This is a genomic window from Parasphingorhabdus litoris DSM 22379, from assembly GCF_020906275.1.
Taxonomy (GTDB): Bacteria; Pseudomonadota; Alphaproteobacteria; order Sphingomonadales; family Sphingomonadaceae; genus Parasphingorhabdus; species Parasphingorhabdus litoris.
The window spans coordinates 1,739,038-1,755,178 of record NZ_CP086727.1; the positions used below are offsets into that span (position 1 = coordinate 1,739,038).

12 protein-coding genes and 1 tRNA gene are annotated in these 16,141 nt (G+C 53.3%); 6 read left to right on the forward strand and 7 right to left on the reverse strand.

Translation table 11 applies throughout. The features are described from left to right. Nucleotides 1–3: 3 nt before the first annotated feature. On the reverse strand, nt 4–1,104 hold the full coding sequence (ychF, locus tag BS29_RS08425) for a redox-regulated ATPase YchF (protein ID WP_229956738.1): 1,101 nt from the start codon (nt 1,102–1,104) through the stop codon (nt 4–6). A gap of 141 nt (nt 1,105–1,245) precedes the next feature. Here ychF and BS29_RS08430 point away from each other — a divergent pair, with 141 nt between their 5' ends. Then, complete coding sequence (locus BS29_RS08430) at nt 1,246–2,211, forward strand: SGNH/GDSL hydrolase family protein (RefSeq protein ID WP_229956739.1); 966 nt, start codon at nt 1,246–1,248, stop codon at nt 2,209–2,211. Between the two features lie 19 nt (nt 2,212–2,230). On the opposite strand, the gene pth is transcribed toward BS29_RS08430, so the two are convergent. From pth to BS29_RS08455, 5 genes are all read right to left on the reverse strand, one after another. After that, entirely contained in the window at nt 2,231–2,803 is a 573-nt protein-coding gene (gene pth / locus BS29_RS08435) for an aminoacyl-tRNA hydrolase (RefSeq protein WP_229956740.1), read from the reverse strand. A gap of 102 nt (nt 2,804–2,905) precedes the next feature. Continuing rightward, nucleotides 2,906–3,589 carry a 50S ribosomal protein L25/general stress protein Ctc gene (locus BS29_RS08440; RefSeq protein WP_229956741.1) on the reverse strand — a complete coding sequence of 228 codons (684 nt, stop codon included), beginning with the start codon at nt 3,587–3,589 and terminating at the stop codon, nt 2,906–2,908. A 138-nt stretch (nt 3,590–3,727) separates the two neighbouring features. Next, nucleotides 3,728–4,522: a thioesterase family protein gene (locus tag BS29_RS08445; RefSeq protein ID WP_229956742.1), complete on the reverse strand. Its 795-nt coding sequence runs from the start codon at nt 4,520–4,522 to the stop codon at nt 3,728–3,730. Between the two features lie 21 nt (nt 4,523–4,543). Then, nucleotides 4,544–5,458, reverse strand: coding sequence for a TraB/GumN family protein (locus tag BS29_RS08450; protein WP_229956743.1), 915 nt, complete (start codon nt 5,456–5,458; stop codon nt 4,544–4,546). 54 nt (nt 5,459–5,512) lie between these two features. After that, nucleotides 5,513–6,448: a TraB/GumN family protein gene (locus tag BS29_RS08455; RefSeq protein ID WP_229956744.1), complete on the reverse strand. Its 936-nt coding sequence runs from the start codon at nt 6,446–6,448 to the stop codon at nt 5,513–5,515. A 170-nt stretch (nt 6,449–6,618) separates the two neighbouring features. Between BS29_RS08455 and BS29_RS08460 the strand changes: the two genes are divergently transcribed. Then, on the forward strand, nt 6,619–8,709 hold the full coding sequence (locus BS29_RS08460) for a molybdopterin oxidoreductase family protein (RefSeq protein WP_229956745.1): 2,091 nt from the start codon (nt 6,619–6,621) through the stop codon (nt 8,707–8,709). Nucleotides 8,710–8,715: 6 nt separating this feature from the next. Here BS29_RS08460 and BS29_RS08465 read toward each other — a convergent pair whose 3' ends face one another. Next, nucleotides 8,716–9,813 (reverse strand): TraB/GumN family protein, encoded by a 1,098-nt coding sequence (locus tag BS29_RS08465; protein WP_229956746.1) that lies wholly within the window; start codon nt 9,811–9,813, stop codon nt 8,716–8,718. 189 nt (nt 9,814–10,002) lie between these two features. Between BS29_RS08465 and BS29_RS08470 the strand changes: the two genes are divergently transcribed. The 4 genes from BS29_RS08470 (at nt 10,003) to BS29_RS08485 (ending at nt 16,101) form a co-directional block, all read left to right on the forward strand. Then, nucleotides 10,003–10,842, forward strand: a complete 840-nt coding sequence (locus BS29_RS08470; protein ID WP_229956834.1) for a glycine--tRNA ligase subunit alpha — start codon at nt 10,003–10,005, stop codon at nt 10,840–10,842. Then, entirely contained in the window at nt 10,842–12,968 is a 2,127-nt protein-coding gene (gene glyS / locus BS29_RS08475) for a glycine--tRNA ligase subunit beta (RefSeq protein ID WP_229956747.1), read from the forward strand. The genes BS29_RS08470 and glyS overlap by 1 nt, the downstream gene beginning before the upstream one ends. Before the next feature lie 313 nt (nt 12,969–13,281). Continuing rightward, on the forward strand, nt 13,282–15,963 hold the full coding sequence (gene ppdK, locus BS29_RS08480; RefSeq protein WP_229956748.1) for a pyruvate, phosphate dikinase: 2,682 nt from the start codon (nt 13,282–13,284) through the stop codon (nt 15,961–15,963). 61 nt (nt 15,964–16,024) lie between these two features. After that, nucleotides 16,025–16,101: transfer RNA gene (locus tag BS29_RS08485), tRNA-Arg, on the forward strand. Nucleotides 16,102–16,141: the final 40 nt, after the last annotated feature.

The window sequence follows — 16,141 nt, forward strand, 5'->3', positions numbered from 1 at the left end:
AAGTCAGACATTGAATTTGAAATTCATGATATCGCCATCCTGGGCGACATAGCCTTTGCCTTCCTGGCGGAGTTTTCCGGCATCCCGCGCGGCGCTCTCACCCCCCAAAGCGATATAATCATCAAAGGCGATGGTTTCGGCGCGAATAAAACCGCGCTCAAAGTCGGTATGAATTTCGCCAGCAGCCTCGGGGGCCTTGGCACCTTTGTGTACTGTCCAGGCCCGCGCTTCTTTGGGACCCGCAGTGAAGAAGGTTTGTAGGCTGAGCAGTTGATAGCCTGCCCGAATGACGCGTGCAAGGCCGGACTCTTCCAGTCCCAGTTCGGCGAGATATTCGGCGCGTTCTTCGGCTTCCATGCCGACTAGCTCAGATTCGATTGCAGCAGACACGATGACCGCTTCAGCGTTTTCGGCTTTTGCCTTTTCGAATACGGCCGCACTCAGCGCATTGCCGGTCGCTGCATCGCCTTCGTCCACATTGCATACATAGAGCACTGGTTTGGCGGTTAGCAGCTGTGATTGATCAAAAATGCGTTGCTCTTCATCATCATTGGGCTGAGTCAACCGTGCGGGCTTGCCATCGCGCAACAACTCCAGTGTCTGGCCCAGAACACTGGCGGCAATCTTGGCATCTTTATCGCCACTGGTCGCCTTCTTTTCAAAGGCGGGTACGCGCTTTTCCAGGCTTTCGAGATCGGCGAGCAACAATTCGGTTTCGACCACTTCCGCGTCTGAAATCGGATCGACCTTGTTGGATACATGCTGAATGTCATCATCTTCAAAACAGCGCAAAACATGGACAATGGCATCGACTTCACGGATGTTGCCGAGGAACTGATTGCCTAAACCTTCCCCTTGAGAAGCGCCTTTTACCAGGCCGGCAATGTCAACAAAGGCGAGTTGGGTTTCGATGATCTTTGCGCTACCAGCAATTTTCGCAATTTGCTGCAAACGTGGATCCGGCACCGCAACCTGACCGACATTGGGTTCAATGGTACAGAATGGATAATTGGCTGCTTGTGCCGCCTGCGTCTCCGTCAGTGCATTGAACAGCGTTGATTTTCCGACATTGGGGAGGCCAACGATACCGCATTTGAAACCCATTTTATGACTCCGTGGAATTTAGCGTGCTCGATAGCGGGCCTCCTTTGTGATTACCAGTGGCAACATGCCATGGAGATTGCTTTCCTCCTTAAATCGGTGCAGGTTAAGGAAAATTAACGATAATATAAGGGGAGAATGATCATGAAAGCTCGATTTCTAGGAGCAATTGCTGGCGGTTTAATGCTCGCTACAGCGGTTCCCGCCCATGCTGAACGTGATACGGAAAAATTTACGTCTCTGACCATATTTGGTGATAGTCTCGTCGATGCCGGCAATGTTTTTACAGCTAGTGGAGGCATGTTTGCTTCGCCTGCAGACGGCTATTTCAATGGCCGTTTTACCAATGGTTATGATTACACGGATCTTTTGAGCATCGAGCTATTTGGTGCGCCTACTGTCGCTTCGCTTCAGGGTGGGACCAATTTCGCATTTGGCGGTGCTCGGGCTTCTAACACCAATATATTTGTGCCCGATCTGGGCGAGCAACTTGGCCTTTATGCAGGCTATCTCGCTGATCCTGCCAATGAAGTGGATCGTAACGGACTCTATATTCTGAATTTCGGGGGCAATGACATTTTCAACGCGCCCGATGATCCTGTAGATGCCGATCTGTTTATCCGTCAGTCTGCGCGCGATTATGCGGCGGGAATTCAAGCGTTGAATGATATAGGCGCCAGAAATCTTTTGCTGACCGGTTTTCCTGTAGCTGATCCGCTGAGCTTGAATGCAGAACTATATCTGACACAGGAATTGGCGGCGCTCAGTCTTACCAGCGACACAACTCTATTCCGTTATAGCTATCTCGACTTTTTCAATCGCTTGGCAACCGATCCAGGCTCATTTGGACTCCCACCGCAGCGGTTAGATATTACATGTCAGCTTGCTGGTCCGGCTGCAATTGCGAACGGGTGTGAAGGTATCTTCTCATTTGATGGCGTCCATCCCACAGCGCCGATCCATCGCGCGTTGTTCCAGGATATCAGTAGCCAGTTTAACCTGCTTGGCTCCGTGCCAGAGCCGACAACATGGGCAATGATGATATTTGGTTTTTTCATGACGGGCTCAGCCATCCGCCGACGTCAGAAAATCAAAGTCAGCTACGGCTAATTCAGGCTTTTAAAGAGCTCTAGTCGTCCTGCAGCCGCAGGGCGACATCACTAATAAACCGCGCATCATCGTCTTTGGCGAGCCAATCGGCTTCTGATGCGATAGCACCAAGCATTCCGGCAAGCGGATCGATTTCCGCTTTGCTGTAATTGCCCAGAACATGGCCGTGAACGCGCGATTTATGCCCCGGATGGCCAATGCCAATGCGCACCCGCCGGAAATCGGGGCCAATATGAGCGACCAGCGACTTGATGCCATTGTGCCCGGCTGTACCTCCGCCGCGCTTCACCTTGATCTTGAATGGTTCGAGATCCAACTCGTCGTAAAAGACGGTTACGTCTTCAGGCTCCAGTTTATAGAAGTCCATGGCCGCACGAACACTGCGGCCGCTTTCATTCATAAATGTAGCGGGTTTGAGCAGCAACAGTTTCTCAGAACCTAAGCGCCCTTCAATGGCCCAACCCTGGAATTTCTGTTTGGGGGCAGGGAAGCCATGTACTTCTTCCAACGCATCGATCACCATGAACCCCACATTATGGCGGTGAAGCGCATATTGTGCACCCGGATTACCCAGGCCGACCCAAAGTTGCATTTTGTTTTTCCTTTCGGTCAGCTCATCAAACAAAAAAACCGTCCATGCTGCATATTGCAAAGCATGAACGGTTTTTCGTTACATTGTTTTTGGGAAAAAGGTCTAGTCCTCAGAACCGCCTTCGTCGTCGCCGCCTTCAGCTGCTTCGCCTTCAGCGCCTTCTTCACCCTCTTCGCCTTCACCTTCGGCTTCTTCAGCTTCATCTTCGGAAGATTTCAGTGCGGATGGTGCGGTTACACCGGCAATGGTGAAGTCACGATCGGTAATCGAGCTTTCCGAACCTTCAGGCAGGGTAACGTGGGAAATGTGGATCGAGTCACCAATTTCCAAACCGGTCACATCGATTTCGATCTGATCGGGAATTTTGTCGGCGTCACACATCAGGTCAAGCTCGAAGCGAACAACGTTCAACACGCCGCCACGTTTCAGACCAGGTGAGTCTTCTTCGTTGATAAATACAACTGGAATATTGACCTGTACCTTCGCGCCTTTTGCCAGGCGGAAAAAGTCAACGTGCAATGGACGGTCGGTGACCGGATCAAAAGCAACATCTTTTGGCAGGGTACGGCTTTTTTCGCCCTTTACGTCTACCATGACCAGCGAGTTCATGAATACGCCAGTGCCAAGCAGTTTGTTCAGCTCCCGCTCTTCCACATGAATCGTCAATGGGTCTTTCTTATCGCCATAAATCACGGCGGGGATGCGGCCTTCGCGACGCAGTGCACGGGAGGCTCCCTTGCCAGCCCGTTCGCGAGGCTCGGCTGATAATGTCAGCTGATCACTCATAATGTTGCTCCAAAAAAATAGGTTTTTACGATATTTCCGCCACGCCTCCAGGGTGCTCATGGCAGGAAAGGGGGCGCTATAAGCAGAGATTGGCGTAAAAGCAAGGCAAATTGCTGTCCGACTGCGGACTAAATCGCCTTAGCGGAAAAAGCCGATCTGGTTGCTTGTCGCTAGCAGCGTTCCGGTTTTTGACCAGAGCTCGACCCGTTGGTCCGTTGAACTGTTTCTGACCGTCGCACCGGAAACACGAAGCAGCAAATGATCTGCGCCTGCTGCGGCTATGTCTTCCTCGCTTGCATATATATAGGTGGACATTGAAACCGTTGATCCCATCCGCGGAATATCAGACAGAAAGAAGGTCCGGGGCATCGGCGTGTCACAGATCGCAACGATGCTTATTCGATCAATCGGACGGCCATCTTCCTGCTTTATCCAGGTCATGGTGTCCGGGGAACCATTGTCGGAAAACGGTTTTCCCTGCACCATATATTGCTCATAGGTCGCGACCCAGTTTGGGGTCATTGGTATGTTGTCGATCTTGATACCGTTTTCCATAGCGTTGGCGTCGGGGCGGGTGAGCTGAAAATCAATGTCAGTCGGTTTGCGGTTGCTGGTTACGATATCCGCCGTATTGGTGATCGCCCCACGCTGTAAGAGTTCGGCACGCCAAAACTGTGTGGAAGCCCCTGATTTAAGCAACGTAATCCTGATGTCGACTTCACCAGGCGCCACCGCCGACAAATAGGACATTTGCAAAGACACAATTGGTGCAGCGCAATCGGGATGTTCTTCCACAGCACGTGCCGCAACGGCAGCTACCCAGCCACCGAAAGCTGCGCCTGATGGATTTTGGAAGATCTCGCGACATTCGGCGACAAACTGATTGTCTTCGCGCGGGAAAAGCGCGGTTTCGCGATCGAACAAGAATGTCATGAATGTACCCTGTGCTTAATATTACTGAATTTTTTCAATCTTATATCCACGCTTTTCGAGCATGGCCTGAACAGCGTCTGGCCCAACAAGATGCGCGGCGCCCACTGCTACAAATGATATGCCGGGGCTTTGCAGTTTTTTGTCCAGCTGTTCGGTCCAGTCCTGATTGCGGGCCACCAACAGTTTTTCCCGGGTTTTGGGATCTTCCAAAATCCCGCCGTTGGATAGTTCGACAATCTTGTCAGTATCTCCGGAAATCCAGGCATTGAAAAGCTCTTCAAAGGCGCTTTTCGTATCCGCCGCTTCCTCGACGACGCTGGTCAACATGTCGCGCTGCTGCGATTCAGGTAGTTTATCGAAATAACCAAGCTGCTGTTCGATCGTTTCCAGGCCTTCAACCGGTTTCTTGAATTCACCAAATTGTGCAACCAGCTTTTTCTCCACGCCTTCGCTGGAATCAAGGCCAAGCGCATTGGTTTGCGCTGAAGCCAAAGACAAAGCTGCGGCCCAACTTTCCATCCGGTTTAAGGCAAATTCGGGAATGTTGCTTTTGTCTATCACGGCATCCAAGTCATCGCGCAGCGAAGGCTTTACGCGTGACTCAATCTCAGGCTGATTGGGAGAGATGGCCAGTTTGGCGAATATTTTTGCCGCGTTGTCCGTATCCTCGAGGCCTAGGACTTCGATAATCAAACGGTCCGATTCCTTCATAGCGGACTCCAGCAAAGGCGTTCGCCAGTCCACATTTTTTGGCAAAATGTGGATCGTCCCAAACATATAGGCCGTGCCGATCTGTTCGGGCTTGGAGCCGGTGACCTTCCAGAGCGCTGGTTTGCCTTCCTTCATTGTATTCAACTGGACCGGTTCCGATGTGTTGGAGCAAGCGGTTAAGCTGACTGCGGCAATCATGCTCAATATTATGCGAAGAAAGGTCATTTTCTATATCTGGTTATGATCGCTCAAAATGCAAAGATAGCGGTGTCGAAATATCTAATATTTTATGCGCTTTACCTTTAAATCTCGTTTTTTCAGCATTGCTTGCAGACTATCATCACCGGCAAGATGCCCGGCGCCCACGGCCATGAAGACGGTTCCAGGCTGTTTCATACGCTCTTCAACCCAGGCTGCCCAATTGGCATTGCGATTGGATAATAGCGTTTCGTAGAGGATTTTCTCCTCCAGGCCGGCATTCATCAATTCAGCAAGAGCGCCGATATTGGCATTAGCCCAGTGGGCGACCATATTTTCCATACCATCAGCCATTTCACCGATTGAATCGACATTGAAATTCAAGAATCGAATTTGGACATCTTCCGGCAAATTGTCGAAAAAGCCGAGCTGTTGTCGCGGCGTTTCCAGGCCGACAATCTTCATGTTCCGAGCCTTGGCATGGGAATTCAAGGCATCTTCGACGCCGCTATTGGTGTCATAGCCGCTTTGCATTAGCGGCACGAGTGACATGCTGACACTGGCAAACCACGGGTCCAGCGGATCAAATGCGTTCACGGGTATATTCAGCGATGTCATCGCCGCTTCATATTTTTCCCGATCTTCCGGCGTCAGCTTGTCGCGTAACGGAACGCCGGTTGTATCGATCGCCATTTCATTGACGATTTTCATCATTTCTGCTGGCTCTGGTTCTATCATTTCGATCACCAGCTCGTCCGATGCATCAAATGCGTCTTTCACAGCTTCATCAAACCAGCTTAGCCCTGGCTTCAAAATATGGACGGTGCCGAAAAGATAAATCGTGGTGTCTTCATCCTTAAGCACCCAAAGCGCCGGATCAGGATCATCCGGTATAATCGCAATTTGAGCAGATTGAGGCGCGGTATCTCCCGCGGATTGCGGCGGCTCTGGTTGGCAGGATGCCAATCCCAGAGTGAGAGGCAAGAAGAGCAGAGCAGAAAACCAGCGGCGGAGCATCAATTTTTTCCATTTCAACTATAAGGTCAGATGACCTGTTAGGGTGTCTGTCTTAATCCGGCAATCATTACTGAAAGCCTAGTGACATACAATTTGGCAAAAAGGACATGCCGCCGGTAGTCATCGCTTGAAGAGTCTGCTAATCGCTCAGTTAAATTAGGAGAATAGAGATGAGCCAAGTTCATGCCCGTACCTGTCATATATGCGAAGCCAATTGCGGTTTGCTGGTGGAGGTTGAAGGGCGTGACATACTCTCGATAAGAGGCAATCCGGATCACGTGTTGAGCCGCGGGCATATCTGCCCGAAAGGAACGGCTATCGCGGATTTGCAAGATGATCCGGACCGCCTGCATAAGCCGCTGAAAAAAGTGGATGGGGCGTGGCAGGAAATTGGTTGGGAAACCGCGTTTCAGGAAATTGCAACGAAGCTGAAAGACCTGAAACAGGCGGGCGCCAAACCAGCCATGTATATGGGCAATCCGAGCGCACATGATTATGGAATCTCAACCCAGGTCAGCACGCTCCGCCGGGCGATCGGGCTGAAAAATATCTATTCGGCCTCCACGCTGGACCAGATCCCCCATCATGTTGTGCAATATCGCATGTACGGCCATGTCAGCCTGGCCCCGGTACCCGATATAGATCGCTGTCAATATCTCGTAATCATCGGCGGAAATCCCGCAGCATCAAATGGCAGCATCTGGACAGTTCCGGATTTCAAAAAGCGTGTGAAAGAAATGCAGGCGCGCGATGGCAAGCTGATCGTCGTTGACCCGCGCCGGACAGAGACAGCCAAACTGGCCGATGCCCATCATTTTGTGAAACCCGGCACTGATACTGCTTTGCTGATCGGTATCCTAAAGTCTGTCTTTGACAATGGTCTTGCCGATATTGCGCGCATTCAAGATATCATGGACGACAGCTGGAGTGCGATAGAGCCCGCAATCGCCGGGTTTGATATGGACCAACTTGCGGCATATTGCGGCATATCAGTCGAGGATATCCAGGATATCGCAACCCAATTAGCCGCCGACCAGCCAGCGGCGATCTATGGCCGCATGGGCGTGTCGGTTTGTGAATTTGGGACGCTCAACCAGTGGCTGATACAGGTAATCAATATCGCGACTGGCAATCTCGACCGTGAAGGCGGCACAATGGTGGCCGAACCAGCGCTCGATACAATCAATCTGGTGGGCAGGGGATCGGTGCGGACCGTCGAAACTGTCCGCGGTGAAATGCCGGTCATCATGGGCGAACTGCCGACGATCACCTTGGCTGATGAATTGCTGCGTGAAGATGAAGAGCGCATCAGAAGCCTGTTCGTGATCACCGGCAATCCTGTGCTGTCTTCACCGGATGGAGCGAAGCTGGATCGGGCGCTGGAAAAGCTCGATCTGATGGTATCATTTGACATGTATGTCACAGAAACAAGCTGCCATGCCGATTATATCCTGCCGCCCTGCGGGCCGCTGGAGAAAGACCATTATCCGTTCTTTTTCGGCCCTTTGGCCATCCGCAACTATGCCAGCTATTCGCCTGCAATCTTTGACATTCCCGAAGGCGAGAAGGCCGATTGGGAAATTATTGCGGAACTGGCGCGCGAGATATTGGCAACCGATGGACAGGACGTCCCGAATATTCGCGAGCCGCGCGATGTGCTCGATAATATGTTGCAGAGCTCTCCCGCTGGCCTGACCCTGGCGGAGGTAGAAGCTGCGCCCAATGGCATCGACCTGGGCGCTTTGCGTCCGTGCATGGCTGATCGGTTGATGACCGAAGATAAGCAGATTCAATGCGCTCATCCCGACTTTCTGGCTGAACTAGAACGCTTTGGATCGGCGCTCCATAATGAGCAGCCAGATAGCCTACGACTGATAGGCCGGCGCCATGTCCGACAGAATAATAGCTGGCTGCACAATTCCAGACGTTTGGCAAAGGGGCCCAATCGTTGCACATTGATGATTCATCCAGACGACGCGGCCAGTCAGGGCTTGGAAAATGGCGACATCGCAACGGTTACCAGCCGCGTAAACAGTGTGGATATTGTCGTCGAGGTAACGGATGACGTCATGGCGGGTGTGGTGTCCATCCCCCACGGATTTGGCCATGGACGCGAGGGCGTAAAATTGGCTGTTGCGCAGGAAAATCCAGGTGTTTCCATAAATGATCTGACGGATCCAGAAGCCTTCGATCCTTTGTCAGGCAATGCGGTTTTGAATGCTATACCGGTGACGGTCAAAGCTGTGGCTAGCGTGCACTAGACCTTTCTATTGTACGCGCTCCAGTTCATATCCTTTGCTTTTAAGCGCTGATCTCAGGTTGTTTTCGCCGAACAGATATTCCTGATTGACGACAACCAAGCTGGTTCCACCGTCATCAAGCATTGCGCTTATTTTATCGGGCCATCTTTTCATACGGTCATTACGGATGTGATTTTCAAAATCTCGCAATCCGGGAGGCATCATTGCCACAGCTTCAGGCGCTTTGCCCTTGGCCCAGTCAATAGCCCGCTGTTCTCGTGCAGATAGCGGACTTGTTGCGCCATTGTTGCCGCGTTTCCTGGTTGCGTATCGCTCGGATTTGTCCACTGCGAGTTCGGCCCGGACAAAATCATTGAGCCATTTTCGCTGTGTCTTCTCATCGACCATGTTCAAAAGATCTACCAAATGAGAAGGATCTTCCAAGCTGCTGATTATAAGCTCGCTTTCTGTGATCGTCCGTCTGATTTTATAGTCGAGATAACGATTACCGCGCGTTGGCTGAAACATGTGGTCAGTCTCGGCGATAAATGCGACCAAAAACCATGTTGGCATGAAATCGCCAATTACCAGAAAGTCCATCTTCATATCATCTTTGATCTGGTCAAACAGACCGGGTGCAAAGCGTTCCTCCACAAAATCGCGGTCATGGCGGATTATCTTGCGGAATGTTTGCCGTTCACTTTGCCTTCGCGCATCCCGGTTTGAACGATCAAAATGCGACGTTTCGAAATAGACTTTGTTGGCACTGGCAAGTGCTTCAGTGAAGGCTTTGCTCTCCCATTTCAACTGACTGGGAAGGCGGTTTGTGGCCCCGAAAATATAGACGGTCGATTCTGCCTTGGTGATTTTCCAAAGAGCCGGGCTGGGCGCGAACGCAAACGCGGCTACACGGTCCTGACGCCGTTTTTCACGCTTAGTGATGGGCGACTCATCGCGCGCCAGCTCGGGCGGTGTTTCCAATGCTGCTTCCACAGCCTCGGCTGCCGCCTCAGCTGCTTCTTGAGCTGCAGACTCTTGCGCCCTTCCGGGGCTTACTAGGAAAGCGGCTGCGATAAGCGCAAATAAAGTGAGAATGTAGGGCGATGCTGGCAGGGGTCTAATCATAGGCACTGGTTGGTATATATATACCGAATGCGGGGTCAATATCGTTAGTCTTAAAAGGAGCACTTTCCGCATTTATGGATATGGGTTCTTGACCAGTGAGGCACCATAAGCCAAAGCGTGGCCGACTATATTGCACTCGCGAAGAAAGCTATCATCTTGACCGAACAGAAGCCCCTCAGCTTCCAGCAGATCATCCTAAAACTCCACGATTATTGGAGTGAGCAGGGCTGTGCAATCCTGCAGCCCTATGACATGGAAATGGGCGCTGGCACGTTCCACACGGCAACAACTTTGCGTGCGCTTGGTCCCGATCCCTGGAATGCCGCGTTTGTGCAGCCTTGCCGTCGGCCTACCGATGGCCGCTATGGCGAAAACCCGAACCGGCTGCAGCATTATTACCAATATCAGGTGATCCTGAAACCTTCGCCGCCGGATATCCAGCAGCTTTATCTCGACAGCCTGACCGCCATCGGCATTGATCCGATGCTCCACGACATTCGCTTTGTCGAGGATGACTGGGAAAGCCCGACCTTAGGTGCCTGGGGTCTGGGCTGGGAAGTCTGGTGCGACGGCATGGAGGTGACGCAGTTCACCTATTTCCAGCAAATGGGCGGTTTTGACTGCAAGCCAGTGGCCGGCGAACTGACCTACGGGCTCGAACGGCTCGCCATGTATATTCAGGGTGTCGATAGCATCTACGATCTGGATTATAACGGTGCTGGAGTCAGTTACGGCGATATCTTCCTAGATAATGAGAAGCAGATGTCGGAATGGAATTTCGAAGTCGCCAATACCGAAACGCTGTTTGACCTGTTCAACAAAGCGGTGGGCGAATGCGAAAACTGTCTCGAGGCAAAACTACCTATTCCGGCCTATGAACAAGCGATCAAGGCGAGCCATGTGTTCAACCTTTTGCAGGCACGCGGCGTGATCTCTGTTCAGGAACGGGCCAGCTATATGGGCCGCGTCCGCGATCTCGCCAAGGGCAGCTGTGAAGCCTATATGGCCAAGAACGGGTGGGCGGCATAATGGCTGATTTCCTCCTCGAACTGCTCTCCGAAGAAATTCCCGCCCGCATGCAGGCCAAGGCGCGTGCGGATCTCGAACGCTTGTTTGTCGCGCAACTGAACGATGCAGGCCTGAAAGCCGCGGATGTCATCGTTTACTCGACGCCAAGGCGGCTTGCGCTGATTGCAAAGGACCTGCCGGATCAGACCGAAGCGGTGAGCGAAGAAGCCAAGGGGCCACCGGAAGGCGCGCCGGATCAGGCGGTTGATGGCTTCTGCCGCAAAAATGGCGTGACCCGCGATCAGCTGGAGGTTCGTGACGTCAAGGGCCGGGCGACCTATTTTGCCGTGATCAACAAACCGGGCCGCGATACCAAAGACGTTCTTTCGGAAGCTATCCCCGCGATCATAAAAGCCTTCCCATGGCCCAAATCGATGCGCTGGGGCGATGCGAGCCTGTCGACCGAAAGCCTGCGCTGGGTGCGGCCGTTGTCTGGCATTGTCGCAATATTGGGCGATGTTCTGGTGGAATGCGAAATTGACGGTGTGACGTCTGGCTATGAAACCGTCGGCCACCGCTTCCACCATGACGGAGTGGTAACGATCGGCAATGCCGGTGATTATGCCGAAAAGCTGCGCGCTTGCCATGTGCTGGTCGATCAAACCGAACGCGAAGCGATTGTACGCGAGGGTGCAGCCAAGGCGGCAGCGGACGGCGGGCTTGAGCTTGTTGCCGATGAAGGTCTGGTAATCGAAAATGCCGGGCTGACCGAATGGCCTGTGCCTTTGCTGGGCGGTTTTGATCCGGCGTTTCTGGATGTGCCGGAAGAGGTTATCCAGCTCACCGCCCGGGTGAATCAGAAATATTTCATTTGCCGTACCCCCCTCCCGCTCGCGGGAGGGGCCGGGGGTGGGCCTGAAACAGCAGGCCATCCCACCCCTAACCCCTCCCGTAAACGGGAGGGGAACCTGGCACCGAATTTCATCTGCACCGCCAATATTGACGCCACCGACGGCGGCAAGGCAATTGCAGCGGGCAATGAAAAAGTGCTGGCGGCAAGGCTTTCCGACGCCAAATTCTTCTGGGAGCTTGACCAGAAGACGGCGCTGGAAGATCATGCCAAGAAATTGAGCAACATTGTGTTCCATGAAAAACTGGGAACGGTTGCCGACAAGGTAGAGCGTGTGGCCAAGTTGGCCGAGTGGTTGGTTTCTTTAGAAGGGAATGGTTTTGACCAGTCCAGCCCCGGCGATACATTTCATAGGGAAGTGTCTGAGGCCGCACGTCTCTGCAAAGCCGATCTCGTCACCGAAATGGTGGGCGAGTTCCCCGACCTGCAAGGTCTGATGGGCGGCTATTATGCAGAGAAACAAGGCAAGTCCAAGGCAGTCGCGAACGCGATCCGTGACCATTACAAACCGGTTGGGCAGGGCGACGAGGTGCCGACCGATCCGGTGACCGTGGCGGTGAGTTTGGCGGATAAATGGGAGACTTTGATCGGTTTCTTCGGAATTGACGAAAAGCCGACTGGCTCAAAAGATCCTTTCGCTTTGCGTCGCGCAGCTCTCGGAATGATCCGTCTGATCTTGACGAATAATTTGAGGATAAATTTATATCAATATTTTGCCGGAATTTCGGGTGAAGAGTTGATAGAATTTCTACATGAGCGCCTTAAAGTACAGCAGCGCGAAGTCGGTGTTCCACATGACCTTATCGATGCGGTGTTGGATGGAGAGGATGATTTGGTTCGACTGTTGGCTCGTGTGAAGGCTTTGCAGGCTTTTGTCGAGACATCGGACGGCGAAAACTTGCTTGCCGGCTACAAACGCGCTTCGAACATCTTGAAGAAGGAAAAAGCGGAGCAAAGCGACACAAAACCGCTTTCCTACACGCCCGAAAAAGCCGAAAAGGCACTGATCGACGCGCTGGACGCCGCGCAGCCGGATGTAACCGCCGCCATTGAAGCGGAAGAGTTTGAAAAAGCGATGACCGCACTGGCCAATCTGCGCGCGCCGATTGACCAGTTTTTCGAGGATGTAACTGTGAATGACAGCGATGCGGACAAAAGGGAGGCGCGGCTTGCTCTGCTGGCCCGTTTTCGCGCGGCGGTGCATCAGGTTGCTGATTTTTCGAAGATCGAGGGCTGATGTGACTGGCGATCAACAGTCTGTGAATTGTGTGAACTTTGGGAAAAGGCCACGTCAAAAGTTATTCGGTGGTTTGTGCTCCGCACTTGATGCGGAGCCCAGAGTAGAAGAGCGTGACAGCCATCCTAGGCTCCGCATCAAGTGCGGAGCACCGTTGGGGGCTAATTTGAGCGAGAAGAGCCCTGTGATGTGTGTGAACTTTGGAATTACGCCGGGTCTGGAAGAGATCAGGACATGCTCGACATGACGGTCAAAAAATACCCTGTGAACCGTGTGAACTTTGAAACCGTAAAATTGCGGAGTGGATCATAAAATGACCCAATATGTATATCGTTTTGGTGGTGGAGTAGACGCAGACGGCGCGCCAACCGACAGCACCGAAGCCCGTAACCTGCTGGGCGGTAAAGGTGCCAATCTCGCGGAAATGGCCAATATCGGCCTGCCAGTGCCTCCAGGTTTCACCATCTCAACCGAAATGTGCACGCGTTTCATGAATGAAGGCGGGGTATATCCTGACAGCCTGACCGAGGAGGTGAAGCAGGGCGTAGCGCATATCGAAAAGATCACTGGCAAGACATTTGGTGATGCCGCTGATCCACTGCTCGTATCCGTCCGTTCCGGCGCGCGGGCGTCCATGCCAGGCATGATGGACACGGTACTCAACCTCGGCCTGAATGACGAAACCGTAGAAGGTCTGGCGAAAACCTCTGGTGACGAGCGTTTCGCCTGGGACAGCTATCGCCGGTTCATCCAGATGTACTCCGATGTGGTGCTGCAGCTGGATCATGATTCATTCGAGGAAGCACTGGAAATAGCCAAGGAAGATAATGGCTTCTTCACGGATACTGAGATGGAGTCTCAGCATTGGAAGGCGCTGGTGGCCGAATATAAGGGCCTTGTGGAAGAGCAATGGGGAAAGCCTTTTCCGCAAGATGTGAATGACCAGCTCTGGGGCGCAGTCAGCGCCGTTTTTGGCAGCTGGCAGGCAGAGCGGGCCAAGGTCTATCGCCGGCTCAACGACATTCCCGCCGAATGGGGCACGGCTGTCAACGTACAGGCGATGGTTTTCGGCAATATGGGCGAGACATCGGCAACCGGTGTGGCCTTTACCCGCAACCCGTCAACCGGTGACAGTGCCTATTATGGCGAATGGCTGATCAATGCGCAGGGCGAGGATGTCGTCGCGGGCATCCGCACGCCGCAATATCTCTCCAAAGCCGCGCGTGAGGAGGCCAATGCCAAGCCGCTTTCCATGGAAGAGGCGATGTCGGAAACTTATGGGGAACTGACTAATGTTTTCGATCTGCTCGAGCGCCATTATCGCGATATGCAGGATATCGAATTTACCGTCGAACGCGGCAAATTGTGGATGCTGCAGACCCGCGCGGGCAAACGGACCGCCAAGGCGGCGCTGAAAATCGCGGTGGATATGGCGAATGACGGCCTGATTACCGAAGAAGAAGCGGTGGCGCGGGTCGATCCCATGGCTTTGGACCAGTTGCTCCATCCAACGCTCGATCCCGATGCCAAGCGCGACGTGCTGACCACCGGTCTGCCGGCCTCTCCCGGCGCGGCTTGCGGGATCATCGTGTTCGACTCCGACACCGCCGAACACCGCACGGAAATGGGCGATGACGTGATATTGGTGCGGGTAGAGACCTCGCCGGAAGATATTCACGGCATGCACGCTGCCAAAGGCATTTTGACAGCCCGTGGCGGTATGACGTCACATGCCGCCGTGGTGGCGCGGGGCATGGGTCGTCCCTGTGTTTCCGGTGCCGGCGGGCTGAGTATCAATAATGAGACAAAACTGCTGAAAATCGGGGATCGTGAGCTGAAAGAAGGCGACACGCTGACTATCGACGGCAGCAATGGTCAGGTGATGGCGGGGCGCGTGAAGACGATCCAGCCCGAACTGGTAGGCGATTTTGGCGTCCTGATGGAATGGGCCGATAAAGTCCGCCGTCTGGGCGTTCGCACCAATGCCGAAACGCCGCAGGATTGTAAGGTTGCTCGGGACTTCGGCGCCGAAGGTATCGGCCTGTGCCGCACCGAACATATGTTTTTCGAAACCTCGCGGATCACGGCCGTTCGCCAGATGATCCTCGCCGCCAATGAAGCGGGCAGGCGGGAAGCTTTGGCGAAACTATTGCCCGAGCAACGCGAGGATTTCCGCCAGATATTCGAAGTCATGGTCGGACTGCCGGTGACTATCCGCTTGCTCGATCCGCCATTGCACGAATTTTTGCCGCATCATCAGTCAGAATTTGAGGAAGTGGCAGCCGCGGCAGATGTCGGTGTGGAAACGCTGAAACAGCGTGCCAATGAACTGCACGAGTTTAACCCGATGCTCGGCCATCGCGGTTGCCGGCTTGGTGTGACCTATCCCGAAATCTACGAAATGCAGGCGCGCGCGATATTCGAAGCGGCCTGTGAAATCGCCGAATCTAGCGGTGAAGCGCCCATTCCAGAGGTCATGATACCGTTGGTAGCTACGGCCCGCGAACTGGAGTTGATGAAAGATGCCGTCGACCGGATGGCGGAAGAGGTCTTTGCTGAGAAAGGCCGCCGCATCGAATATCTGGTCGGCACCATGATCGAGCTGCCTCGCGCTTCCTTGATGGCCGGGAAAATCGCTGAGCACGGCGAGTTTTTCAGCTTTGGAACCAATGACTTAACCCAAACTACTTTAGGCGTGTCTCGTGATGACGCTGGACGTTTCCTCACCCAATATGTTGATAAAGGCATTTTCCCACGCGATCCGTTCGTTAGTCTCGATGTGGAAGGTGTCGGGCAGTTGATCGAACTGGCCGCAGAGCGGGGCAGGGCAACGCGAGGCGACATTAAACTCGGTATTTGCGGTGAACATGGTGGCGACCCGGCATCAATCGCGTTCTGCGAGGAAACCGGTTTGGACTATGTCAGTGCATCCCCATATCGGGTGCCAATAGCGCGGTTGGCTGCGGCTCAGGCGGCGCTTGCGAAAAGAGGATAGAAAAACATATAAAATGGCTTGCCAGCGGGGCCATCTGCCCCTATCTGACGGCCTTCAATGCGCGCCCGTAGCTCAGCTGGATAGAGTACTTGACTACGAATCAAGGGGTCGGGAGTTCGAATCTTCCCGGGCGCGCCATTTTTCCCTTCAATGGATGATACGGCACTACGTGCACTTG